24 protein-coding genes are annotated in these 23,592 nt (G+C 67.0%); 8 read left to right on the top strand and 16 right to left on the bottom strand.

Going from position 1 to position 23,592, the window contains the following annotated elements:
- Positions 1-7 precede the first annotated feature (7 nt).
- The gene (locus DPV79_RS20615) at positions 8-1,678 is read left to right on the top strand and encodes a bifunctional protein tyrosine phosphatase family protein/NAD(P)/FAD-dependent oxidoreductase (protein ID WP_059588454.1); all 1,671 of its coding nucleotides are present in this window, start codon (positions 8-10) and stop codon (positions 1,676-1,678) included.
- A gap of 18 nt (positions 1,679-1,696) precedes the next feature.
- Positions 1,697-2,503: a sulfite exporter TauE/SafE family protein gene (locus tag DPV79_RS20620; RefSeq protein ID WP_113046341.1), complete on the top strand. Its 807-nt coding sequence runs from the start codon at positions 1,697-1,699 to the stop codon at positions 2,501-2,503.
- 160 nt (positions 2,504-2,663) lie between these two features.
- On the opposite strand, the gene DPV79_RS20625 is transcribed toward DPV79_RS20620, so the two are convergent.
- From DPV79_RS20625 to DPV79_RS20645, 5 genes are all read right to left on the bottom strand, one after another.
- Positions 2,664-3,074: a hypothetical protein gene (locus DPV79_RS20625; protein WP_113046342.1), complete on the bottom strand. Its 411-nt coding sequence runs from the start codon at positions 3,072-3,074 to the stop codon at positions 2,664-2,666.
- Positions 3,075-3,161: 87 nt separating this feature from the next.
- Positions 3,162-3,983, bottom strand: coding sequence for an ABC transporter permease subunit (locus DPV79_RS20630; protein WP_027787300.1), 822 nt, complete (start codon positions 3,981-3,983; stop codon positions 3,162-3,164).
- Positions 3,980-4,906 carry an ABC transporter permease subunit gene (locus DPV79_RS20635; RefSeq protein ID WP_027787299.1) on the bottom strand — a complete coding sequence of 309 codons (927 nt, stop codon included), beginning with the start codon at positions 4,904-4,906 and terminating at the stop codon, positions 3,980-3,982. Before DPV79_RS20635 ends, DPV79_RS20630 begins: the two co-directional genes overlap by 4 nt.
- Positions 4,903-6,063, bottom strand: coding sequence for an ABC transporter ATP-binding protein (locus tag DPV79_RS20640; RefSeq protein ID WP_048022911.1), 1,161 nt, complete (start codon positions 6,061-6,063; stop codon positions 4,903-4,905). Before DPV79_RS20640 ends, DPV79_RS20635 begins: the two co-directional genes overlap by 4 nt.
- 85 nt (positions 6,064-6,148) lie before the next feature.
- Positions 6,149-7,243, bottom strand: a complete 1,095-nt coding sequence (locus DPV79_RS20645; RefSeq protein ID WP_027787297.1) for a polyamine ABC transporter substrate-binding protein — start codon at positions 7,241-7,243, stop codon at positions 6,149-6,151.
- Between the two features lie 421 nt (positions 7,244-7,664).
- Between DPV79_RS20645 and DPV79_RS20650 the strand changes: the two genes are divergently transcribed.
- The gene (locus DPV79_RS20650) at positions 7,665-7,868 is read left to right on the top strand and encodes a DUF1289 domain-containing protein (protein WP_021159754.1); all 204 of its coding nucleotides are present in this window, start codon (positions 7,665-7,667) and stop codon (positions 7,866-7,868) included.
- A gap of 98 nt (positions 7,869-7,966) precedes the next feature.
- Here DPV79_RS20650 and DPV79_RS20655 read toward each other — a convergent pair whose 3' ends face one another.
- The 3 genes from DPV79_RS20655 to DPV79_RS20665 all read right to left on the bottom strand — a co-directional run bounded on the left by DPV79_RS20655 (position 7,967) and on the right by DPV79_RS20665 (position 11,422).
- A complete protein-coding gene (locus tag DPV79_RS20655) occupies positions 7,967-8,608 on the bottom strand; it encodes an OmpW/AlkL family protein (protein WP_021159755.1) in 642 nt (213 codons plus the stop codon).
- 65 nt (positions 8,609-8,673) lie between these two features.
- Positions 8,674-9,864: an NAD(P)H-dependent flavin oxidoreductase gene (locus DPV79_RS20660; protein ID WP_113046343.1), complete on the bottom strand. Its 1,191-nt coding sequence runs from the start codon at positions 9,862-9,864 to the stop codon at positions 8,674-8,676.
- Between the two features lie 121 nt (positions 9,865-9,985).
- The gene (locus DPV79_RS20665) at positions 9,986-11,422 is read right to left on the bottom strand and encodes an aldehyde dehydrogenase family protein (protein ID WP_113046344.1); all 1,437 of its coding nucleotides are present in this window, start codon (positions 11,420-11,422) and stop codon (positions 9,986-9,988) included.
- Positions 11,423-11,546: 124 nt separating this feature from the next.
- On the opposite strand from DPV79_RS20665, the gene DPV79_RS20670 reads away from it, so the two are divergent.
- Positions 11,547-12,308, top strand: coding sequence for a hypothetical protein (locus DPV79_RS20670; RefSeq protein ID WP_113046345.1), 762 nt, complete (start codon positions 11,547-11,549; stop codon positions 12,306-12,308).
- 342 nt (positions 12,309-12,650) lie between these two features.
- The gene (locus tag DPV79_RS20675) at positions 12,651-13,016 is read left to right on the top strand and encodes a hypothetical protein (RefSeq protein ID WP_027787292.1); all 366 of its coding nucleotides are present in this window, start codon (positions 12,651-12,653) and stop codon (positions 13,014-13,016) included.
- A gap of 111 nt (positions 13,017-13,127) precedes the next feature.
- Here the strand turns inward: DPV79_RS20675 and DPV79_RS20680 are convergent, their stop codons facing one another.
- Positions 13,128-13,607, bottom strand: a complete 480-nt coding sequence (locus DPV79_RS20680) for a YjjA family protein (protein WP_021159760.1) — start codon at positions 13,605-13,607, stop codon at positions 13,128-13,130.
- Positions 13,608-13,878: 271 nt separating this feature from the next.
- Between DPV79_RS20680 and DPV79_RS20685 the strand changes: the two genes are divergently transcribed.
- Both DPV79_RS20685 and DPV79_RS20690 read left to right on the top strand, forming a co-directional pair.
- The gene (locus DPV79_RS20685) at positions 13,879-14,442 is read left to right on the top strand and encodes a hypothetical protein (protein ID WP_425267362.1); all 564 of its coding nucleotides are present in this window, start codon (positions 13,879-13,881) and stop codon (positions 14,440-14,442) included.
- 70 nt (positions 14,443-14,512) lie between these two features.
- Positions 14,513-15,088, top strand: a complete 576-nt coding sequence (locus DPV79_RS20690) for a polysaccharide deacetylase family protein (RefSeq protein ID WP_113046346.1) — start codon at positions 14,513-14,515, stop codon at positions 15,086-15,088.
- Positions 15,089-15,106: 18 nt separating this feature from the next.
- On the opposite strand, the gene DPV79_RS20695 is transcribed toward DPV79_RS20690, so the two are convergent.
- Entirely contained in the window at positions 15,107-16,093 is a 987-nt protein-coding gene (locus tag DPV79_RS20695; protein ID WP_208866737.1) for a phosphotransferase, read from the bottom strand.
- On the opposite strand from DPV79_RS20695, the gene DPV79_RS20700 reads away from it, so the two are divergent.
- On the top strand, positions 16,092-16,781 hold the full coding sequence (locus DPV79_RS20700) for a cephalosporin hydroxylase family protein (RefSeq protein ID WP_113046348.1): 690 nt from the start codon (positions 16,092-16,094) through the stop codon (positions 16,779-16,781). The two genes, DPV79_RS20695 and DPV79_RS20700, sit on opposite strands and share 2 nt — an antisense overlap.
- Here the strand turns inward: DPV79_RS20700 and DPV79_RS20705 are convergent.
- The 6 genes from DPV79_RS20705 to DPV79_RS20730 all read right to left on the bottom strand — a co-directional run bounded on the left by DPV79_RS20705 (position 16,738) and on the right by DPV79_RS20730 (position 23,495).
- Positions 16,738-17,943: a glycosyltransferase gene (locus tag DPV79_RS20705; RefSeq protein WP_060128478.1), complete on the bottom strand. Its 1,206-nt coding sequence runs from the start codon at positions 17,941-17,943 to the stop codon at positions 16,738-16,740. The genes DPV79_RS20700 and DPV79_RS20705 overlap by 44 nt on opposite strands.
- Positions 17,944-17,950: 7 nt before the next feature.
- The gene (locus DPV79_RS20710; protein WP_113046349.1) at positions 17,951-19,024 is read right to left on the bottom strand and encodes an asparagine synthase-related protein; all 1,074 of its coding nucleotides are present in this window, start codon (positions 19,022-19,024) and stop codon (positions 17,951-17,953) included.
- Entirely contained in the window at positions 19,021-19,881 is an 861-nt protein-coding gene (locus tag DPV79_RS20715) for a 4Fe-4S cluster-binding domain-containing protein (protein ID WP_414016671.1), read from the bottom strand. Before DPV79_RS20715 ends, DPV79_RS20710 begins: the two co-directional genes overlap by 4 nt.
- Positions 19,882-19,903: 22 nt before the next feature.
- Positions 19,904-20,896 carry a phosphotransferase enzyme family protein gene (locus DPV79_RS20720; RefSeq protein WP_113046350.1) on the bottom strand — a complete coding sequence of 331 codons (993 nt, stop codon included), beginning with the start codon at positions 20,894-20,896 and terminating at the stop codon, positions 19,904-19,906.
- Complete coding sequence (locus tag DPV79_RS20725; RefSeq protein ID WP_059687992.1) at positions 20,897-21,646, bottom strand: FkbM family methyltransferase; 750 nt, start codon at positions 21,644-21,646, stop codon at positions 20,897-20,899.
- Positions 21,647-21,902: 256 nt separating this feature from the next.
- Positions 21,903-23,495 (bottom strand): ABC-F family ATPase, encoded by a 1,593-nt coding sequence (locus DPV79_RS20730; protein ID WP_113046351.1) that lies wholly within the window; start codon positions 23,493-23,495, stop codon positions 21,903-21,905.
- Positions 23,496-23,592 lie beyond the last annotated feature (97 nt).

Consider the following 23,592-nt stretch of genomic DNA (forward strand, 5'->3'; position numbering starts at 1 on the left):
CCCCGACATGACCTCCATCCGCAAGCTGACCGACGCGCTGTCGGTCTCGCCGCAGATCGCGGCGGCCGACCTGCCCGCGCTTCACGCGGCCGGCATCCGCGCGATCGTCTGCAATCGCCCCGACGGCGAAGGCGCCGACCAGCCGACCGTCACCGAAATCCGCGCGGCCGCCGCGCCGCTCGGCATCGACGTGCTTTACCTGCCGGTCGATACGGGCAAGGTGACCGACGACCAGGCCGCACAATTCGGCGCACTCGTCGCGTCGCTCGACGGCCCGGTGCTCGCGTACTGCCGCAGCGGCATGCGTTCGGCCACGCTGTGGGCGTTGTCGCAAGCCGGCCTGCGCCCGCTGAACGACATCGTCGCGACGGCCGCCGCGGCCGGCTACGACCTGCACGCGCTCGCGTCGCGTGTCGTGCAAGGCGGCAAGCAGGCGGCACCGGCCGTCGACGCGCGGCACGACGTCGTGATCGTCGGCGCGGGCGCGGCCGGCATCGCAGTCGCGTCGAGCCTGCTCGCGCGCGACGCGTCGCTCGACATCGCGGTGATCGATCCGGCCGACGTCCACTACTACCAGCCGGGCTGGACGATGGTCGGCGCGGGCGTCTTCCGGCCCGAGACCACCGCACGCCGGATCACCGACGTGCTGCCGCGCGGCGTGCACCGGATCCAGGCCGCCGTTGCGGGCTTCGAGCCCGACGCGCACGCGGTCGTGCTCGACGGCTGCCGCCGCATCGGCTATCGCAAGCTCGTCGTGTGCCCGGGGCTCAAGCTCGACTGGCACGCGATCGAAGGCCTCGCCGATACGCTCGGCCGCAACGGCGTCACGTCCAACTACCGTTACGACCTGGCGCCGTACACGTGGGAACTCGTGCGCGCGTTCCGCGGCGGCAACGCCCTCTTCACGCAGCCGCCGATGCCGATCAAGTGCGCAGGCGCACCGCAGAAAGCGATGTACCTGTCGTGCGACCACTGGCGGCGCGCGGGCCGCCTCGAGGCCGCGAACGTCGAGTTCCTGAATGCGGGCGGCGCCCTGTTCGGCGTCGCCGACTACGTACCCGCGCTGATGGAGTACGTGAAAAGCTACGACATCGCGTTGTCGTTCGGCCACAACCTCGTCTCGATCGACGGCCCGGCACGCCAGGCGACGTTCGCGCGCGCGCTGCCCGACGGCGGCAAGGAAACCGTGGTGCGCTCGTTCGACATGATCCACGTCGTGCCGCCGCAGAAGGCGCCCGATTTCGTGCGGTCGAGCCCGCTCGCCGATGCGGCCGGCTGGATCGACGTCGATCCGGCGACATTGCGCCATCGGCAGTACCCGGACATCTATGCGCTCGGCGACGCCACCAACACGACCAATGCGAAAACGGCCGCGGCCGCCCGCAAGCAGGCGCCCGTGGTCGCGCACAACCTGCTCGTGTCGCTCGGCCGCGCGCACGGCGACGCCGCATACGACGGCTACGGCTCGTGCCCGCTCACCGTCGAGCGCGGCAAGATCGTGCTCGCCGAATTCCTGTATGGCGGCAAGGTCGCGCCGACCTTCCCCGCGTGGCTGATCGACGGCAAGCGCCCGTCGCGGCTCGCGTGGCTGCTCAAGGAACGCGTGCTGCCGCCGCTCTACTGGAAGGCGATGCTCAAGGGCCGCGAATGGCTCGCGAAACCCGCGATCGCGCGTTGACCGGAGCCCGATGACGTCATGCTGATTTCCCTCGTACTGGGCGGTTTCGTCGGCGCCGTGCTCGGCCTGACCGGCGCCGGCGGCGGCATCCTCGCGGTGCCCGCGCTCGTCGTCGGCATGAGCTGGCCGATGCAGCAGGCCACGCCCGTCGCGCTCGTCGCGGTGGCCGGCAGCGCGGCGCTCGGCGCGCTCGAAGGCTTCCGCCGCGGGCTCGTGCGCTATCGCGCGGCATTGCTGATGGCCGTGGCCGGCCTGCCGCTGACCACGCTCGGCGTACGGCTCGCGCACGTGTTGCCGCAGCGCCTGCTGCTCGCGCTGTTCGCACTGACGATGCTGATCGTCGCCGGCCGCCTGCTGCGGCAGGCGCTGCGGCAGGCGGTGGTCGATGCGGATGCGTCGCCGCTGTGCGTCGGCCGCGTGAATCCCGATACGGGCCGGCTGATGTGGTCCTGGCCCGTGGGCATCGCGCTGGCATCGACCGGCGCGATGACGGGCCTGATGACGGGGTTGCTCGGCGTCGGCGGCGGCTTCGTGATCGTGCCGATGCTGCGCAAGTTCACGAACGTGTCGATGCATGGGGTGGTCGCGACATCGCTGATGGTGATCGCGCTGGTCGGCACCGGCGGCGTGTTCGCGACGCTCGTGTCGGGCACGCGCGCGCCGCTCGACGTGACGCTGTGGTTCACCGTCGCGACCGCGCTCGGCATGGCTGCCGGTCGCGGCGCGTCGCGCCACCTCGCCGCGCGGCACGTGCAGGCCGGGTTCGCGGCCGTGCTGGTGTGCGTCGCGCTCGGGCTGCTGGCGAAAGCGGCGTTCGGCGCGTAATCGCGTACCGACCAGCGCCGACTCGACGCAGCTCGACGCGCAGCGCCTCCAGACAAAACGCCCGGCCAACTCGACGTCCGCACCGGGCGTTTTTTATCGCGGACGCCACCGGCCAACGGCGCGACGCGCCGTCGTCGTCAAGGCAGATGCTGGATGGCCGTCAATTCGGCCTTTCGAGCCATTTGCGCAGCCTGCCGGCAATCCCGGATCGCTCGACATACCCCAGCGCCGAAACCGCACACATCATTCCGATTGCCGCATACAGCAGGGCCATTTCTCCGTTCCCTGCGATGTCCGGCCAGGCTGCCTGTGTCAGAACCGCAAGAACGGTCAATCCAGCCGCTCCGCCCACGATGACCAGCATCGGCAATACCGCCCTCCGAGGAAGCAGCGTGCTGGCCCGATAGACCGGATACGAAAGCAGCATTGCCACGGGAAATGCAACCGTGAAAGCCACAGCGGAAAAAACGATCGAAACACCGCCGAAATCCTTGACGGACAAAACGCCGATCAGCAAGCCTGCCACGATCGCGGCAGTCAGGCTTGCACCAAGCAATTCCGAAATCTTCAATTCCTTTCTCCCGTCGCGCCAGACAAAACGCCCGGCCCGACTCGTCGTCGGCACCGGGCGTTGTTCATGGCAGACGCCATTCAGCCATCAGGTCGCGAACCCCGCCATCCGCTTGCGCTCCTGGCGCAGCATCACGAAGTTCGCGATCACGACGCCGGCCGTCACCGCGACGATGAACAGCGTCGCGAGCGCGTTCATCTCCGGGTTCAGCCCGAGACGCACACGCGAGAACACCACGAGCGGCAGCGTCGTCGAGCCGGGGCCCGACAGGAACGCCGACAGCACGAGGTCGTCGATCGACAGCGTGAACGACAGCAGCCAGCCCGCGATCAGCGCCTGCGAGATCAGCGGCAGCGTGATCGTGAAGAACACCTTCAGCGGCGTCGCGCCGAGATCGAGCGCGGCCTCTTCCAGCGACGGGTTCAGCTCGCGCACGCGCGACTGCACGATGATCGCGACATACGAGATGCACAGCATCACGTGGCCGAGCCAGATCGTGAAGATGCCACGCTCGGCCGGCCAGCCGATCCACTTCGCCAGTTCGATGAACAGCAGCAGCAGCGAGATCCCCTGGATCACCTCGGGAATCACGAGCGGCGCGTTGATCATCCCGCTGAACAGCGCGAAACCGCGAAAACGCCCCATCCGCGCGAGCACGAAACCGGCCCAGGTGCCGATGATCACCGACGCGAACGCGGTCAGCACGCCGATCTTCAGCGACAGCCACGCGGCCGTCAGCAGCTCGTCGTCCTCGACGAGCGCCGAGTACCAGCGGAACGAGAACCCCGACCACACGGTTACGAGCTTCGACTCGTTGAACGAATAGACGATCAGGCTGATGATCGGGATGTACAGGAACGCGAAGCCGGCAAACAGCGCCGCGAACTGCAGGTAACGATTCGGCTTCATCGACGGCCTCCCTGCTCCTTCGCCTGGAAGTGCTGGAACATCGCCATCGGCACGAGCAGCAGCAGCACCATCGCGCAGGTCACGGCCGACGCCATCGGCCAGTCTGCGTTGTTGAAGAACTCGTTCCACATCACGCGGCCGATCATCAGCGTGTTCGCGCCGCCGAGCAGCTCGGGAATCACGTACTCGCCCACCGCCGGGATGAACACGAGCAGGCAGCCCGCGATGATCCCGTTCTTCGACAGCGGCAGCGTGATCTGCACGAACGCCTTCCACGGCTTCGCGCCGAGGTCGTATGCGGCCTCGAGCAGACGCAGGTCCATCTTCACCAGGTGCGCGTACAGCGGCATCACGAGGAACGGCAGGTACGAATACACCATCCCGATGTACACCGCGTAGTTGGTGCGATACAGCTCGATCGGCGTATGCGTGAGGCCGATCCACATCAGGAAGTTGTTCAGCAGCCCGTTGTTCTTCAGGATGCCGATCCACGCGTACACGCGGATCAGGAACGACGTCCAGAACGGCAGCATCACGCCCATCATCAGCAGGTTGCGGGTCGCCGGGTTCGAGCGCGCGATGTAGTACGCCATCGGATAGCCGATCAGCAGGCACAGCAGCGTCGTGATCGCGGCCACCCACACCGAGTTCACGTAGGTCGCGAAATACAGGCTGTCCGTGAACAGGAACGCGTAGTGCGACAGGTTCAGCGCGACGTGCACGACGCCGTCGGCGTACGACGCAAGCTCCGTGTACGGCGGGATGCCGAGCTGCAGCTCCGCGAAACTGATCTTGACGACCAGCACGAACGGCACGAGGAAGAACAGCACGAGCCACGTGAACGGGCCGGCCACGACCGCCGTGGCGCCCGTCAGGTTGAAGCGCCGCACCGGCCACGAGAGCATGGACTTGAACGAGGTCATGACGTCAGCACCACGCCGGCAGTCGCGCTCCAGCGCACGTAGATCTCGTCGCCGAGCGACGGCGTGTCGAGCTCCGAAATCGCGAGGCTCGACACGTTCGCGATCACCGTCTTGCCACCGTCGAGCTTCACGTGATACAGCGAATAGCCGCCCATGTACGCGACGTTGCCGATCCGGCCGCGCGCCCAGTTGAACGCGCCTTCGGGCGGCTTGCGCGTGAGCGCGATCCGCTCGGGGCGCACCGACACCGTGACCGGCATCCCGAGCGGGCCCGAGATCCCGTGGCTCACGTACAACCGGCTCGGCAGCTCCGGCGATTCGATGTACACGTGGTCGGGTTCGTCCTCGACGGTCACGCCTTCGAACAGGTTCGTCGAGCCGATGAACTCCGCCGAGAAGCGGCTGTTCGGGTATTCGTACACTTCGTTCGGCGAGCCGATCTGCACGATCTGGCCTTCGCTCATCACCGCGAGGCGATTGGCCATCGTCATCGCTTCTTCCTGGTCGTGCGTGACCATGATGCAGGTGACGCCAACCTTGTTCAGGATGTTGACGAGCTCGATCTGCGTGCGCTGGCGGATCTGCTTGTCGAGCGCGGACATCGGCTCGTCGAGCAGCAGCAGCTTCGGGCGCTTGACCAGCGAGCGCGCGAGCGCGACGCGCTGCTGCTGGCCGCCCGACAGCTGGTGCGGCTTGCGCTTCGCGTACTTGCTCATCTGCACGAGTTCGAGCGCCGCGGCCACGCGCTCCTTCAGTTCGGCCTTCGGCGTGCCTTCCTGCTTGAGGCCGAACGCGACGTTCGACTCGACCGACATGTGCGGGAACAGCGCATACGACTGGAACATCATGTTCACGGGCCGCTTGTACGGCGGCATCTGCGCGAGGTCCTCGCCGTCGATCAGGATCTTGCCCGACGTGACCGTCTCGAGGCCCGCGAGCATCCGCAGCAACGTCGACTTGCCGCAGCCCGAGCTGCCGAGCAGCGCGAACAGCTCGCCCTGGCGCACGGTCAGGTTGACGCTGCGCACGGCTTCGGTGTCGCCGAATTTCTTGACGACGTCGACGATCTGGACAAAGTTCTCGGCGCGCGCATCGGCGCCGGAGGAGGAAACGGAGGACGGTGCGCCCGCGACCGGCGCACCCGACTGGCTATTCATGATGTGCTGCATCTCTCCTGCGTTGAACGAACAAAGCCCCCGGGGGCACCAGGGGCTTCATGACTGCTGGGAACGCCGGCTCGCGTCAGCGGCCCGACTTCAGCTCGGTCCACAGACGCGTCTGCAGGCGCTGGATTTCAGGCGGCAGCGGCTTGAGCAGGAACAGCGTCTTCACGACGTCGGCCGGCGGATAGACGGCCGGGTCGTTCGCGACGTCGGGCCGCACGTACTTGCGGGCCTCGGCGTTGGCGCTCGGGTAGTACACCGCGTTCGTGATCGCCGCGTGCACCTTCGGATCCTCGATGTAGTTGATCCACTCCAGCGCGGCTTCCTTGTTCTTCGCGTCCTTCGGGATCGCCATCACGTCGAACCACACCGGCGCGCCGCCCTTCGGAATGTAGTACTCGACCTTGTACGACTTCTTCGCCTCGATCGCGCGATGCTTCGCGATCACGACGTCGCCCGACCAGCCGAACGCGAAGCAGATGTCGCCGCCGACCAGGTCGTTGATGTAGCCCGACGAGTTGAATTGCGTGATGTACGGGCGGATCTTCTTCAGCACTTCCATCGCGGCCTTGTAGTCGGCCGGGTTCGTGCTCATCGGATCCTTGCCGATGTAGTGCAGCGTCGCCGCGAACATCTGGTCGGGCGCGTCGAGCACCGACACGCCGCAGGTCTTCAGCTTCGAGATGTTTTCCGGCTTGAACAGGATGTCCCAGTTGTCGAGCGGCACCTTGCCCAGCGCCTGCTGCGCCTTCGTCAGGTTGTACGCGAGACCGGTCGTGCCGTACGCCCAGGGCACCGAGAACTTGTTGCCCGGGTCCGCGCCGGCGACGAGCGCCATCAGCTGCGGATCGAGGTACTTGAGGTTCGGCAGCTTCGACTTGTCGAGCGGCGCGAAGATGCCGGCGGCGATCTGCTTGCCTGCGTAGTTGCTGGTCGGCACGACGATGTCGTAGCCCGAGCTGCCCGTCAGCAGCTTCGCCTGCAGCGTATCGTCGCTGTCGTAGTTGTCGTAGCGAACCTTGACGCCCGTCTGCTTCTCGAAGTTCGGGATCGTGTCCTTCGCAATGTAGTCCGACCAGTTATAGACATTGAGCTGCGTATCCTTCGCCGCTGCCGCCGATGCACCCACGCACAGCGCGAGCGCTGCGAACCGGCCCACTACCTTTGCTTTCATCCCGTTCTCCCTCCGGCCGGACACGTTGCCCGGCTGCCGTCTGCCTCGTCATGGCGGCGCATTCTGGCGCGCCGCCCCTCGAAAACCCCGAAAACTACCATCATTCGCGCCCCGTCACAAAAAAATCATGCCGGTGTCGCGCAAACGGAACAGATATCCCGCTGCCGGCCGGTCAGGCGGCCCGTGCGGCGGGACGTTCCCGGGGAATTCTATCGGGTAATCGGCGGCTGTCCACCGGGAAAGACAGGCGGCGACGAAACCGCGTTCGCCGGCCGGACGCGAGCCGTGCGGCGGCTGCGCCCGAACCCGGCCGTACTGTCACGCCGCTGCACCGGTACGGTATGCCGGCCGCGCCCGTCCGACCGACCGGCCGCGATGCATTAAAATGGCGGCTGACGATTCAACTGCGTGAACCCCTCCGATGGCCTCCAATCTCCACGACTTGCCCGACAGCCCCTGCATCGGCGTGTGCTCGACCCTCTTCGACGAAGTCTGCAAGGGCTGCGGCCGCACGGCGGCCGAAGTGTCGAACTGGGTGTTCCTGAGCGACGACGAAAAGCGCGCGGTGTGGGAACGCATCCAGCGCGAAGGCACCGCGATGCGCTTCCAGTACGACAAGCTGTAAATCCGCCGCGCAAAAAAAAAGCGGCATGCAGACCGCCATGCCGCCAACCCCAACTCTGTTCTGTTTCTGTTCCTGTTTCTGCTCGTTTCCCGCCGCGTCTAGAACTTCATCCCGACGCCCACGCCGACGATCAGCGGATCGATGTGCAGCGTGCCGATGCCCTTGTCGCCGAGCGTCGCATCGGTGCTCATCCAGATCTTCTTCACGTCGACGTTCATGAAGACCTTCTTCGTCAACTGCACGTCCACGCCGAACTGCAATGCCGGGCCGAAGCTGCTCTTGTTGATCGACACGCCCTGCCCGCCGACGTTGAGCCCGTTGTTGTAGAAGTACGTGTAGTTCACGCCCGCGCCGAAATACGGACGCACCTTGCCGGCATGGTTGAAGTGATACTGCAGCAGCAGCGTCGGCGGCAGCACGCCCACGCCGCCGAGATTGCCGAGGCTCGACGTCAGCTGGTGCCGCGACGTGCCGAGAATCAGTTCGACGCCGAGGTAGTCGCGGATCATGTACGTGAAGTCGAGCTCGGGCACGATCGCGTTGTTCACGCCGACGTTGAGCGCGCCGAGCGTGTCGCTCGCGCGTTCGTTCGGCTGGATGCTGATCGCACGCAGCCGGACCAGGACGTCGCCCTGGTTGATGCCTTCGCCCGGCGAAGCCGCGTGCGACAGCGACGGCATCGCGACGAAACTGGCCGCAACGGCGGCAGCGGTGACACAAGTTCGAATCGTTTTAAGCATGGTACGGACCCCCAAAGAATGGTTCCCATTCTCCTCGTAGGGTCTTTTCATGTTCTTGATATCCGTCAAGCCAGCGTAAACGTGGGACGGTTTGCCGCAGGCTCGGTCGCACAGCCCGTCAGCAGCAGGTCGAGCAGGTCGCGCACGCTGCGAATCGCAGGGCCGAACGGCAACGCCTCACGGCCGCGGAAGAACAGCCCGTTCGCGACGTCGCCGCGCAGCGCCGCCGCCAGCCGCGTGTCGATGCAGAAATGGCCGAACTTCTCGATGCCGTCGCGCAAGCCGCATACGCTCAGGCATTCGAGCGCGGTCGGGCAGCGCTGCTTCAGCGCGCCGAGCTTGCTGCGGATGCGCGTCTCGTTGCGCAGGTAACGATCGAGCCACGGCGTCTTCACCGCGCGCGCGGGCAGCCCCGTCACGCTGACGAATTCGACGATGTCGTCGGGCGTCGCATCGGCCAGCACGCGCTTGAAGTGCGGATGCGCATCGCCCTCTTCCGTCACCGCGAACGGCGTGCCAACCTGCACGCCGTTCGCGCCGGCCTCGAGCGCCGCGCGCACCGTGTCGTGACTGTTGATCCCGCCCGCAACGATCAGCGGGATCGTTTCGCGTTCGATGCCGAGCGATGCCATCACCTGCGCGGCCTCGTCGAGCACGCGTGCGAAATCGAAACGGCGGTCGTGCATGTCGTCGATCTGCGTGACGCCGAGATGGCCGCCCGCATGCGCCGGATGCTCGATCACGATCGCGTCGGGCAGGCGCCCCTTCTTCATCCACTTCTTCAGCACGAGCGCGATCCCGCGGCTGTCCGACAGGATCGGGATCAGCGCGATGTCGTGTCCTTGCGTGAGATCGGGCAGGTCGAGCGGCAGGCCCGCGCCCATCACGATCGCATCCGCACCCTCGTCGCATGCGACCCGCACGTAGTCCGCATGCGCGCTCACGGCCTTCATCACGTTGACCGCGATCATCCCGCGTCCTTCGCTGTAGGTCTTCGCAAGACGGATCTCGCGGGCGAGCGCCTCGAGGTTCGCGGCCTCGAGCGTCGCGCGATCGGGTTGCGCGCGGCAACGCGCGAGCAGGTCCGCATGATGGTGACGCAGGTCGATGCTCGCGATCGTGCCGACCGCGCCTTCACGCGCGACGCTGCCCGCCAGGCGGTGCGCGGAAATGCCGACGCCCATGCCGCCCTGCACGACAGGCAGCAAGGTGCGGCCGCGGATCGTCAGCGGCGGAAAGGAAGTGCGTACGGTCATCTGAAACCTCGTCGGAACATCGGAACCGCGATGATCGACGATCCACCGCCGCGCACCTTGACGACCGTCAATAAAAAAACGGCACCAGCGTGCCGTTTCCGGTTCGTGCGGTGCGAAGCGCTCAGGCAGGCTTCACGGGCTTGAGCTGCATCGACTTGTACTCGAGATATTCCTCGAGCCCGTACACGCCGTTCTCGCGGCCATGCCCCGACTGCTTGTAGCCGCCGAACGGCGCGGCGCCGTTCCACGTGCCGCCGTTGATGTCCACCTGCCCGGTGCGGATACGGCGCGCGATGCCCATTGCGCGTTCGTCGCTGCCGGCCCACACCGCGCCGCCGAGCCCGTACGGCGAGTCGTTCGCGATCCGCACGGCCTCGTCCTCATCGCGATACGTGATGATCGACAGCACCGGCCCGAAGATTTCTTCCTGCGCGATCGTCGATTTCGGATCGACGCGGCCGAACACGGTCGGCTTCACGAAGAAGCCCTTCGTGAGCCCTTCCGGCAGGCCCGTGCCGCCCGTCACGAGCTCCGCGCCTTCGTCGATCCCGCGCTGGATGTAGTCCTGCACGCGCTGCTGCTGCACGGCCGACGCAAGCGCGCCGAGACGCGTCGCATCCTGCCGCGGGTCGCCCGCGACGTACGATTCGGCCGCGGCCTTCGCGATCTCGCGCGCTTCGTCGTAGCGCGCTTCCGGAACCAGCATGCGCGTGTGCGCCGAGCAGGTCTGCCCCGCGTTCAGGTAGCACGCGTTGACCGTGCCCTTCACCGCCGTCGCGAAATCGGCATCGTCGAGGATCACCGACGCCGACTTGCCGCCCAGCTCGAGCGCAACGCGCTTGACGCCCGCGGCCGCCAGCTCGGCGACGCGCTTGCCGGCGCGCGTCGAGCCCGTGAACGACACCATGTCGACGTCCGGATCGGTGGCCAGCACCTCGCCGACCACGGGGCCGTAGCCGCACACGAGGTTGAACACGCCGGCCGGCAGCCCGGCTTCGTGAATCGCTTCGGCAAGCATGAACGCGTTGAGCGGTGCGACCTCGGACGGCTTCAGGACGACCGTGCAGCCGGCCGCGAGCGCCGGCGCGACCTTCAGCGTCACCTGGTTGAGCGGGTAGTTCCACGGCGTGATCGCCGCGACGACACCCACCGGCTCGCGCACGACGAGCGAGTTGCCGACCTGTGCCTCGAACTCGAACGACTCGGCAAGCTTCGCGTACGCCTTCCAGTTGTAGATCGGGCCGCCGACCTGGATCGCGCGCGACAGCTTGATCGGCATCCCGACTTCGCCGGTGATCGACTGCGCGAGCTCCTCGCTGCGCGCCTGCAGATGCTCGACGATCTTGCGCAGGTAGCCCGCGCGCGTCGAGGCCGGCGTGGCCGCCCACGCGTCGAAGGCCGCGCGCGCCGCGCGGATCGCGTCCTGCGCGTCGGACGCGACGCCTTCCGGAATCCGGCCGATCACGGCTTCGGTACCCGAGTCGATCACGTCGATCGTGCCGGTGCCGGCCGGCTTGCGCCACGCGCCGTCGATATAGAACTGGTCGTAGATTTTCATCGTTTTCCGCCTCCAGGAAAGCCGACATTCTAGCGAGCGTTTCGGCCGGCCGGTGTGACGATTGACAGCTATTGGAAAGGTCTTTAGCCTCGGCGCCTCATTCATCATAAGAAAGGAGAATGCCTTGAGCATCCTGACCAAAATCGAGGGCGGCTATCTTCAGGTATTGCGCGTGATCGTGCTGTTGTTCGCGACCGCGGTCCTGATCGGCGGGGTCATATTCGGCGCGATCGCACTCGATGCGCGCCTGTCGAAACCGCCGAAGGTCGATTCGGCCATCCAGGTCGATCCTGCATCGTTCGCGTGGGAGAACGGCGCAACCGCCAAGGCCACGCCGGCCGCCGACGGCGCGGCAGCGAAGGACGACAACGCGTCGCCCGCGCTGCGCCTGTCGACACAACTGTCGGGCATCGTGCAGAAGCACGGCCGGGCGGCCCTGTCGCCGGACTACGCGGTCGATCGCGACGCGTACGAACCGTCGTTCCAGCGCGTGCTCGGCGACGACGACCATCCGGACGTCGCGTACTACGAACAGCAGATCGCGTATCTCGACAAGGTGCTGTCACGCGCGGACGTCGCGGCAAGCGTCAAGAAGAAAGTCACCGGGCACGGCGACGAATATGCGCGCGAGCAGGCGTACACCGACGTCGTGTCGGCGGTCATGCGCGACTTCTCCGAGCGCTACGACGCACGCCGGACGGCGATCGACAACGAGAAGAAGGCCGCGGAAGAAACGGCTGCCGAGAACGGCCAGACCGCGCGCTTCGCCGGTGTCGCCGCGCTCGTCGCGCTGTATTCGTTCGTGTCGCTCGCGGTGCTGATCATCCTGATCCGCGTCGAGCGCAGCATCCGCTCGATCGCGCGCGCCACGCACACGGTGACCTGAACCCGCGCATCCGCCAGCCCGCGCGCCGGGCTGCGGGGGCCCGGCAACGGGCCCGCTTCGCGGCGCAAGCGGCCGCTTCCTGGCCGCTTCCTGGCCGCTTCCTGGCCGCTCACCGGCCGCATCTTCCCGCGTCGTTCCCCACGCGCTCGCGCACTTTTCGTTCCCGCCGCCCCCTCATTCCGCCATCGGCCATCCGCGCCGGCGCAGCGTCCGTTTCGCCACCGCCATGTCAGCATCCGCCCGGGTGCGCGGGCGGGCCCGCATCGTGCTATGTTTTTACTATCGGCACCGGCCCGTTGCAACCGGCGCCGCCCGGAATCCACGTATTTCGTGAGCGCTGCCATGTCCGACGCACCCCATACCCTCGGCTCGCAAGACCGCCTCGAGCTGCTTTGCTGGCTCACCTGCGGCAACCTCGGCGCGTTTTACCTCAACGAATCGTGGCCGGACGCCACGTTCCAGGTCCAGGCCGCGCACCGCTGGCTCGACCGCCATCACCGTCAGGCCGACTGGCTCGCGATCGCCAAGCTCGCGGCGCTCGCGCAGGACATCGCCAAGCGGCACGCCGGGTTCGTCGACGCGTCGTGGGCGCGCGACGCGGTCGAGGAAATCGTCGATACCGACGACCTCGACTATCGGGCGAAACTCGTGCAATGGGTCTACGAAGACTGCTGCAAGGCGCTCGCCGACAAGCGGCTGGCCGATTGACGATCGGGACGGCACGCGCGGCGCCGCGCTCCTTTCGCTGACGGGAGTGTCAGCCGGAAAGACTGACGGGGGCGGTACGTCGCGCACCGCCCCCCGACCCGCGATGCGCGCTTACAGCAGCGATTTCGCCTGCGTCAGCACCTTGTCGCAGATCTGCCTGGTCACCTGCTGCTTCAGTCCGCCGCCGCTCAGGTCGAGCTTGCTGCCATTGCCGGCGTCGAGAACACCGCTCGCGCCGCTGGTATAGCCGCTGTCGGACGACGCGTTGCCGCCGAGCTTGCCCATCAGCGCGTCCTTCACCGACGACGCACCGCCGGATGCCCCGCCGAGATAGTTGTTCTGGATGCAGAACTGCAGCAGGCCCGCGACGTTGCCGGTGCTGCCCGGCATCAGCGACGAACCGCCGCCGCCCGTCAACGCGCCGCCGATGCCGCCGAGGTTGCCGAGCGCACCGCCCGCGCTGCCGCCCGAATCGCCCCCGCCGCCGACCTGCTTCAGGACATCGCCCAGTTGCGCATGCGCCACCGAAAACGGCGCGAGCAACCCGATCAGCGCACCGGCAATGGTCGCGCGGTATAGACGTGCATTCATGTGAAGCCTCCCGGTTGTGACTGCGTGAGTACCGCGAATCGAATCCAAGGATACTCAATCGACCCGTGCATGGCAGCCTTCGGAGGCGGCCTGAAACGTCAGGCATCGTGATATCGCCACGATTTGACAAAGCTTGACGGCGCGCCGCGTGCGGACATGCCGGTGTTGCATCCGTGCGCGATCGCCCGCCCGGGTCGCCCACGCGCGCGAAGCGTCATAGAATCGTCGTCGCCGGCCGCCCGGACCCTCCGGCCCGATCTCGATCCCGAACATGAAGGACGCTCGCGTGATGCTTGCCCATCGATTTCTGCTGTTCGCCGGCGCAGCGGCCGCGCTCGGTTGCGGCGCCGGCACCGCCGGCGCGGCCACGGCCACGGCCGCCGCCGCATGCCCTTCGCCGTCATTCGAGCGCTATCCGGCACCCGCCGCAAGCGCACCGCGCAAGCCCGCCGCGGCACCACGCCTGACCACCCGGGAAGCCCGCCTCTACCGCACCGTCATTCGCGACGAATTCACGCAACCGGCCAACTTTGCCGGCCACTACCGCGTCGCGACCTGGGGTTGTGGAACGGATTGCCGGAATTTCGCGATCGTCGACAAGTACACGGGCGCGACGTACACGATGCCAGGCGTGGAGGCCATCGCAGGCGTGATGGGCAACGACGAGGAGCGCGTCGATTTCCGGCCCGGCAGTACGCTGCTGATCGTCGCGGGCTGCTTCAACGACGATTGTGACTACAACGACGCGAAGGCGGCCCGGTTCTTCTACGAGTGGACCGGTACGCGCTTGCGTCGGGTCGGCACCTGTCCATTGGCCATCGAGCCGCGCGAGTAGCCGGCCGGCTAGTCGCCGCGACTTGCGCTATCGTTCCCCCGATACACCTTGAACGGCGCACCCACCTGCGATGCCCATTTGCCTCAGTTTCGATGACGGCCCCGGCCCGTCGACGCCCCTCCTGCTCGACGTCCTGCACGCCGCGTCGTGCCGCGCGACCTTCTTCCTGCTCGGCCGGAATCTGGCAGGCGCGCTCGATGTGGCCGCACGCATGGCGCGCGAAGGCCACCGGCTCGGCAATCACACCCGTTCGCATGCGAAGCCGGGCACGCTGTCGGACGACGCGTTGATCGACGAGATCGAGACGACCGACGCGCTGATCCGCGATGCCTACCGCGAGGCACGCGTGCCCGCGCCGGATGCGATCCCGCTGCGCCTGCCTTATGGACTGATGCCGCAGGACAGTCGCGCCCGCGTGCTCGCACGGCTGCAACGCGAACATACCGGCTGGACCGCGATCCTCGACGACTGGCAGCGGCCGGCGCCGTCGCCGCAGGCGCTGTTCGACGCGATGTGCGCCCATGTCGACGCCAGCACGGCACGGCGGCGCGACGTGCTGTTCTGCATGCACGACGGATCGCGGCACGGCGAGGCGCGGCCCAACACGGTCGAAGCCGTGCGCCTGTTCCTGAATCGGCCGTGCTGACGCGGCATCCGGCCGGCGTCAGGGCGCAGCGCCGTCCAGCAACTGCCGCCAGCCGCCGAGAAAACCGATGCCGGGCCCCGGCACCCACAGGCCGCGCTGCGCGGCTTCCAGGTGAATCAGCGTCTGGTCCGCGCAGAACAGGGCCATCAGCGCGTCGCGGCGGTCATGCATCCAGTCAGGCACGGCATCGGGCCGCGTCGCCGCATAGGCCCGCAGGCCGGCGTCCCAGCGGCGCGCGTCGAATACGAAGCGATCGTCCCGGCCCGCATCGCGCGACAGCGCAAACAGCGCAAACGCCGCTTCGAGCCACTGCGCGCCCTGCCCGACGTCGTCGAAATCGAGCACGCCGTTCACCGCGCCCCCCACGTACAGCAGGTTGCCCGCGTGATAGTCGCCGTGCAGCCAGTGCACCGTGCCCGTCAGCCAGCGTGCGGCAGCGTCGAGATGCGCGCCGATCCGACGGATCATCGTCCCGTACCGGTCGCCCAGGTCCCCCGGCAACGGCGGCGCGGCACGCGCGGCAACACGTGCGTGCCGCGCCGCCAGCCAGGCCAGCGGCGCCGATTCGGTCACGGGTATCGCCGCCAGCGCCGCATGCAGATGCGCGAGCGCACGCATCGCGTCGATCGCGCCCGCCTCCGCTTCGGCCGGCAGGCCGGGGCTGCCGGCGATATGCTCGAACAGATGCAGCCAGCTTCCGTCAGGCAGTCGCACGCCGGATTGCGCGTCCACGGTCGGCCGCAGGCGCGGCAGCGCCGGCAGCATCGGCGCCGTCCGCGTCTCACCGAGATGACCGAGTATCGCCGCCTCGCGATCCACCTGCCCGACCGGCTTGCCGGACCACGACACGCGCAGCACCGCGCGCCCCGCGTCGCACTCGACGAGATACGTTTTGTTAGTATGGCCCGACGCCAGCGCCTGCATGCGTGCAGGCCCGATGTTCCAATACCGGTGAAGCCACGGTTCCAGCGTTTTCACGTCACTCCTACTCGTTGCATTGACCATGTCAGAGCGTCCTTCGGCCCGCATGCGGGACATCAACATCGAATGGCTGACGCGCGCCGCCGAATTCGACCACCTGTTCCAGACGCGCTGGCTCGGCGAGCGCTTCTTCCACTTGCCCGGCGACATGCTCGCGCTCCAGGAACTGATCTGGCGCGAGCGTCCCGACTGCATCGTGCAGACCGGGATCGCGGCGGGCGGCGGCGTCGTGTTCTCCGCGTCGATGCTGGCGCTGAACGGCGATCGCGGCCGTGTCGTCGCGATCGAGCCACGCCTGCGCGACGACGTCAGGCAGCGCCTGCAGTCGCATCGGCTCGCCGATCGCATGGTGCTGATCGAAGGCAAGTCGTGCGCGGCCGACACGCTCGCATCGGTACGCTCGCAGATTCCCCAGGATGCGCGCGTGATGGCGATCCTCGACCTCACGCATACCCATGCGCACGTGCTGCGCGAACTCGAATGCTATGCGCCGCTCGTGACGCCGGGCAGCTACGCGATCGTGATGGATACCGTGATGGAATACCTGCCCGCGTCGATGTTCGACGGCAAGCCGTACGGCAAAGGCAACAACCCGGCCACCGCCGTGCGCGACTATCTCGGCCGCGACGACCGGTTCGAGGTCGACTACGACATCGAAGACCGCGTACTCATGACGCTGTCGCCAGGCGGCTTCCTGAAGCGAGTTCGCTGATCAGGCGCGCGGCCTCCGCCGAGCCGTCACGCGCGTAGCTCGCACGAATCCGCGCCGCCTGCTCGCGCAACGAACCGGGGCGCAACAGGCACGCGAGCGCATCGGCAATGTCGGCCACGCCGGCGTGCTGCAGATCCAGCACGCGCCCCGCGCCGGCCCGCTCGACGAAGTGCGCCGAATGAAACTGGTCGTTGCAGAACGGCGACAGCAACATCGGCACGCCGCATGCAAGCGATTCCATCACCGAATTCGCGCCACCATGGCTCACGAACGCGTGCGTGCGTCGCAGCAGCGCCAGTTGCGGCACGTAACGCACTGCGATGACACGCGCGTCGTCGGCCGGCAGCAGATCCGCATCGACCAGCTCGCCCACCGACAACACCAGTTGCGCCGGCGTCGCGCGCGCCGCCTCGATGACTTTCGCGAACACATCGGGATGGTAATAAAGCTGGCTGCCGAGCGACATGTAGACGAGCGGACGATCGGCATCGAGGCGCTCCCACGGGAACGGCGTCTCGTCGCCACGCGGGCCGGACGGCAGCGCGGGGCCGACCAGCTCGACACCGGGCGGCGGCGCGCCGACCAGCGCGTCGGTCGTGAACGCGAGCGTCAGGTGCGGCGACAGGATGTCGCAACCGCGAAAGCGTGCATCGAGCCCGTAGCGCGCAAACAGCCGGGTGCGTTCCGGCGCCAACCATCGCACCGTGCGCAGCAATTCGGAGTCGAGATCGTCCGGCAGCACCGGATTCAGCGAATTCGACATCGCCACCCACGGCAGCCCCTCCAGCTCGGCGGCGATCGCCGCCGCATAGAGCAGCGGATCGATCACGACCACGTCGGGCCGCCAGTCGCGCAGCACCGCGCGGATGCCGTCCACCTGTGCGGGCGCCAGGTCGATCAGCAGCGTGCGGATCCAGTGCCGCAGCCAGTCCGCGTCGCGGATGTTCGCGGCAAAGCTCGCGCCGCGCGACAGGTCGTGACGCTCGGGTGTCTCGCGCGGCCCGACGAACGCGAAGCCGCCGGCGCCGTCGAGCTGGGCGCTGATGTCGGCCGGCGCATAGAACGCGACGTCGCAACCGGCGGCGCGCAGATGCTGGGCCGGGCCGATGCACGGATTGACGTGCCCTTTCTCGGGCACCACGCAGAACAGGATGCGTTTCATGAGTGGCTCAGGTTGGGCGATGCGCGGCATCGAGGGGGGTGTCGAGGCGGTTGAAATGATCGAGGATCAGCGACAGCGTCGTCCACAGCACGCGTTCGTTGTCCGTTTGCAGCGTGGGCGCGTCCAGACCGAGCGTGTCGGCCAGCGCGCGCGTGCGGTCGCGATCGAGCAGCGTCGCGAGATCCATCGCCGGGGCGAGCCGCCCGCGCTTGGGGCCATGCACGAGCCGGTCCGGCAGGTTCAGGCGCGCACCGAGATCGCGCAGGCATTGCTTGTCCGGATCGGGTGCGATGCTGGTCAGATGCGCGACGACGGCATCGTCGACGAACGGCGGATGCAGGTCGACCGACGCCGCATCGAACAACGCATGGCACAGCGGCAGATAGTTGGCCGACTGGTCGCGGCGCAGCACCTGGTCCGCGCCGTCGCCGGTGATGGCCACCTCGACGCCGTCCGCGGCCATCGCCTCGGCCAGCAGCAGTTTCGCGACCGGATGCAGGTTGAACATCGGCTCCTCGACCGCATGGGTCGTTCTCGGCAGCGCCGCGACGAAATCCGCCTCGTTCACGCGCACGAGCTTCACGTTCGCCTGCATCTGCCCGGCCAGTTCGAGTGCCGCGTCGCGTTCGCAATAGTCCGGCATGTCGGTCACGAGGATGTAGGACGTCACGTGCCGCTGCGCGCCGAGTTCGCGCAGCAGCGCAAGCAGCAACGCCGAATCGAGCCCGCCGCTCAACGCCAGCGCAACGCGCTTGCCGCTGTCGAGCGCACGTTGCAGCGACGCGCGCAGCACGGTTTCCAGATCCGCGTGCCGCGGCCGCCCGGATGCCGGCTGAACGGCCAGCCCTTGCGGCGAACGGATCAGCGCATGGCCGGGCGGCACCGCGCGCACGTCGCGCAGCACGGTGCGGCCGGCCAGACGCTCGCCGCTCAGGTAGCCCGCGATGGCCGCCGCGTCCGGCTCGCCGGCCGGTTGCGCCGACGCGCGCAGGACGGCCCGGATGCCGGACGCCGCCGTGCCGCTGCGCGGATGGTAGTGAAGCCGGTCGAAGCCGAACAGGTCGCGCGTGCCGACGATCATGGATAACGAGCCTTCAAGGAGTCCACTTCAATGCGTTTGAGGATGCGATGCGGCGCCACCGGCGCGCTGCCGCCCTGGCAATGCAGGCACGCTTCGAGCGGCGCCTCGCGTTGCAGATAGGCGAGCATCGCGTCGAGCATGCCCGCGTCGTCGCGCAGCGGCAGGCCGTCGGATCGAAAATCCTTCTCGCCCTTGTAGAGCGTGTGGAAATGCGCCGGACGCGTGCACGTGTAGAACATGCCGTCGCGAATCATATGGCAGCGCTCACGAATCCAGCAATCGTGATAAAGGCGCTGCGCGGCGTCCCGGTCGGTGCCGGGCTGTGCACGGTTCATCGTCGTGAACACGTCCTGCACCTTCCAGTTCAGGCGCACGTCGAAGCGCGCGGCCTGGTGCTCGATGTGCGCGACCAGGTCGGCCGAAAGCGACGGCTTCGGATAGCGCGAGATCGTCAGCGCATCCACCGCCTGCCAGAACGCGTCCGTCATCTCGCCGAGCTTCAGGCCATTCGTCGTGACGGAGATCACGGGCGCGATACCCGTGGCGCGCACGCGCCCGACGAGCTCGACGAGCGCCGGATGCAGCAGCGGTTCGCCGCCGACCAGCTTGAACATGCGCGGGCGCAGCACCTTCGCCGCACGGCGCAGATCGGCCTCGAGCGATGCCGGGCTCGCGTACCACTCGGGCAGAAGCGGCGACAGCGAGCAGCATTCCGCACACGTCAGGTTGCAGTGGTCGACGATATGCGCTTCCAGCGAGCGCGTCAGGACACGCCCGTCTTCGACACGGTAGTCGCGATCCAGCGGCGGCGGAAATACGTGCTGCCGCTCGCCCGGCGGCGACGTCGGAGGCGACATCCGGTTCAGGTTCGAATTCACTTCAGCGTCCTGCTTCGATGCAACGGGAAAAGAAATCGACCAGGCGGTCGCGGGCATCCACCATCGCGGATGCCATCGTCACCGCGCCGCTCAGATGCGACGCGAAACGCGACGGATCGTCGAGCCAGCCTTGCACGATCCAGAGCTTCAGCGCGTGCTGCAGGCATGCGGCATCGACCGCCCAGGCAATGCGTGCGGGATCCACCGGCCGCACCCGCCGGTATGCGCGCACGAACGCTTCCGCCAGCTGCGGCGCTTCCAGCGGCAAATGATTCAGGCAACGTACCAGTTCGTATTCGCGCGGCGCGCCGATCGTCGCTTCCCAGTCGAGGATCAGCGGCGGCAGCGTGCCCGTGAACAGATAGTTGAACTGGTTGTAGTCGTTGTGGATCGGGTGCTGCGGATCGTCGGCGGGAAACGCGTCGATGCTGCCCGGATAGTAGCGGTCGAGCATGCGCAGCGCGAGATCGACGTAGCGGCGCAGGTTCGCGGCGTTCTCGTTCGAGCGTGCGCGATTCAGCGAATCGAGCAGACTGCGCCGCACCGCATCCGCGTCGATCGCGATCAACCGCGCACGGATCGTGTCGAGCGATGGCAGCTGAAGCCGTTCGAGACTCAGATGCAACGCGGCCAGGCTCGCGCCCAGCGCATCCCATTCGGCCGGCGAAAACGTGTCGTAGGTTCTGAACTGCCCGGGTTCCCAGCGGGTAAGCATCGCGTGGGCGTTCGCCCCCGTCCACAGCGGTGCGCCGGCTGCCGTGCGTTTCAGCGCCTGCACATGGAAACGTGCATCGCCGTGCGTCTCGAAGTGCGCGAGCACCGCGGCTTCCCTGGCCGCACGCGCCTGATGCCCGGCCGCGTAGAGCTTGAGCGCCACGCCGCCGTCATCGGTCGGCAGGTGCCACACGCGTTCGCTGACCTGGCGCGGCGGCCCGCTACGGCCGAGCGCGCAGGCTTCCAGGATCTCGTCGAAGGTCGCGGCGAGCGGGCCCATTCAGATGTGCTCGGCCGGCCCGTGCCGATACGGATGACCGGTCAGGAACGTGTTGTGTCCGACATAACGCAGCTTGTACATCGCGGGCCGGAACAGCACCGAAGGATCGTTGTTCGCGATGCCGAGCAGCGGATACAGGTCCTGCCGCACGAAGAATGCGTTGTTGCCCATGTCGTCGCAGCAGACGAGTTCATAACCCTTCTGCCTGCCGAGGTGCACGAGCGATTCGAGGCTCGCGCCGTAATAGGTCGAGCCGTCCCATTCGTGATCCGGGTTGAAGCACATGACCCAACGCTCGGGCGGCGTGTAGTACGGGTTGTATTCGATCACGACGATGCGCGGCTTGAACGCCTGCAGGCCGCGCCAGACCCAGTAGTCGTTGCCGTCGATATCGATCGACAGCAGGTCGAAGTCGGTCGGCGTGTTCGCATCGGCGAGCAGATGATCGACCGTGTCGGGCTGGACGCGGTCGTGATGCAGGCGGATGCGCGCTGCACCCGCGTAGTGCGCGGCCAGCTTGCCGAACCGGTACGCGCTGCCTTCCACCAGCACGCCGGCCCAGTCCTGTTCGCGCAACAACCGGGCGGTGTTGCTGTTGCGCAGGCCGTCGCTGGCGCCGATATCGACGCAGAACCGGTTGACCGGCGCGATCCGCTCCATCAGGCGCGACAGGATGCCCTCCTCGGTGCCCTGCGCGTACAGGCTTTGCGCAAGGCCGGACAGGTCGAGCGGGAGTGGATGGTCCGGCATCGGGGGCGGCTCCGGGTCGAAATGGGGAATGATGATTGGCGTTCGGTGGGTAATTTACCCGAAGTCGATTGATGGGAGGAAACCGGAATGAGACACGCTGCCGGATTGCGCGGCAAGCGGAAATGAAAAAAGCCCGCATCGACAACGCTGTCGATGCGGGCTCGATTTACTTCCGGCGGTGCGCTCCGTGGGGACGGCTGGAGGTACTGCTTGCCTGCCCAGCCGCGACCCTTGGCCGGAGGAACGCTCAGGACACTTATTCCTGCCCCTGGCTCGTCAGGAACTCCTCGTAATTCCCGCCGAAGTCGAACAGCGAGCCGTCCGTGCGCACTTCGATGATCCGGTTCGCCAGCCCGCTCACGAATTCGCGGTCGTGCGACACGAAGATCAGCGTGCCTTCGAACTGCTCGAGCGCGATCTGCAGCGACTCGATCGATTCCATGTCCATGTGGTTGGTCGGCTCGTCCATCAGCAGCACGTTGTGGCGGCCGAGCATCAGCTTGCCCCAGATCATCCGGCCCTTCTCGCCGCCCGACAGCACCTTCACCGACTTCTTGATGTCGTCCGACGAGAACAGCAGGCGGCCCAGCGTGCCGCGCACCATCGTTTCGTCGTCGCCGTCCTTGCGGTACTGGTCGATCCAGTCCATCAGCGTGATGTCGTTCGGGAACTCCTCGTACGTGTCCTGCGGCATGTAGCCGACATTCGCGTTCTCGGACCACTTCACCGTGCCGTGCTCGAGCGGGAGCGCGCCGAGCAGCGAACGCAGCAGCGTCGTCTTGCCCGCGCCGTTCTCGCCGATGATCGCGATCCGCTCGCCCGGCTGCACCGACAGGTTGAAGTTCTGGAAGATCGTGCGCTCGTACTTCTTCGTGATGTCTTCCGCGACCACCGCGACGTTGTGCAGCTTCTTCTCGAACTCGAAGCGGATGAACGGGTTCTGACGCGACGACGGCTTGAATTCCTCGATCTTGATCTTGTCGATCTGCTTCGCGCGGCTCGTTGCCTGACGGGCCTTCGACTTGTTCGCCGAGAAGCGGCGCACGAAGTCCTGCAGCTCGGCCACACGCTCCTTCGCACGCGCGTTCGCCGCGGCCTGGCGCTCGCGCGCCTGTGCCGATGCGAGCATGTAGTCGTCGTAGTTGCCCGGCCAGACCTTCAGCGTGCCGTAGTCCATGTCGGCCATGTGCGTGCACACCGAGTTCAGGAAGTGACGATCGTGCGAGATGATGATCATCGTCGAGTTGTACTCGTTGAGCGTGTGCTCGAGCCAACGGATCGAGTTGATGTCGAGGTTGTTGGTCGGTTCGTCGAGCAGCAGCACGTCCGGCTTCGAGAACAGCGCCTGCGCGAGCAGCACGCGCAGCTTCCAGCCCGGTGCGACGTCGCTCATCGTGCCGTTGTGGAATTTCTCCTCGATGCCGATGCCGAGCAGCAGCGCGCCGGCGCGCGCCTCGGCGTCGTAGCCGCCGTATTCGGCGAACTTGCCTTCGAGCTCGGCGGCGTGCATGTAGTCGTCGTCGGTGGCTTCCGGGTTCGCGTAGATCGCGTCGCGCTCGGTCATCGCGGCCCACATCTCGGTGTGGCCCATCATCACGACGTCGAGCACGCGCACGTCTTCATACGCGAACTGGTCCTGGCGCAACTTGCCCAGGCGCACGTTCGGCTCCAGCGCGACGTTGCCGGCGCTCGGCTCGAGGTCGCCGCCGAGGATCTTCATGAAGGTCGACTTGCCACAGCCGTTCGCGCCGATCAGACCGTAGCGGTTGCCCTCGCCGAATTTGACCGAGATATTCTCGAACAAGGGCTTCGGCCCGAATTGCATCGTGATGTTGGCAGTAGAAAGCACGGCAGGTCCCGTAAGAGAGAAATCGACGGAAAACCGTGTATTTTAGCAGGTGTCGGAGAAACTGCCGACCGCCCCGCCCCGACGGCGTATTCCCGGC

It is taken from the genome of Burkholderia reimsis (assembly GCF_003294055.1).
Classification (GTDB): domain Bacteria; phylum Pseudomonadota; class Gammaproteobacteria; order Burkholderiales; family Burkholderiaceae; genus Burkholderia; species Burkholderia cepacia.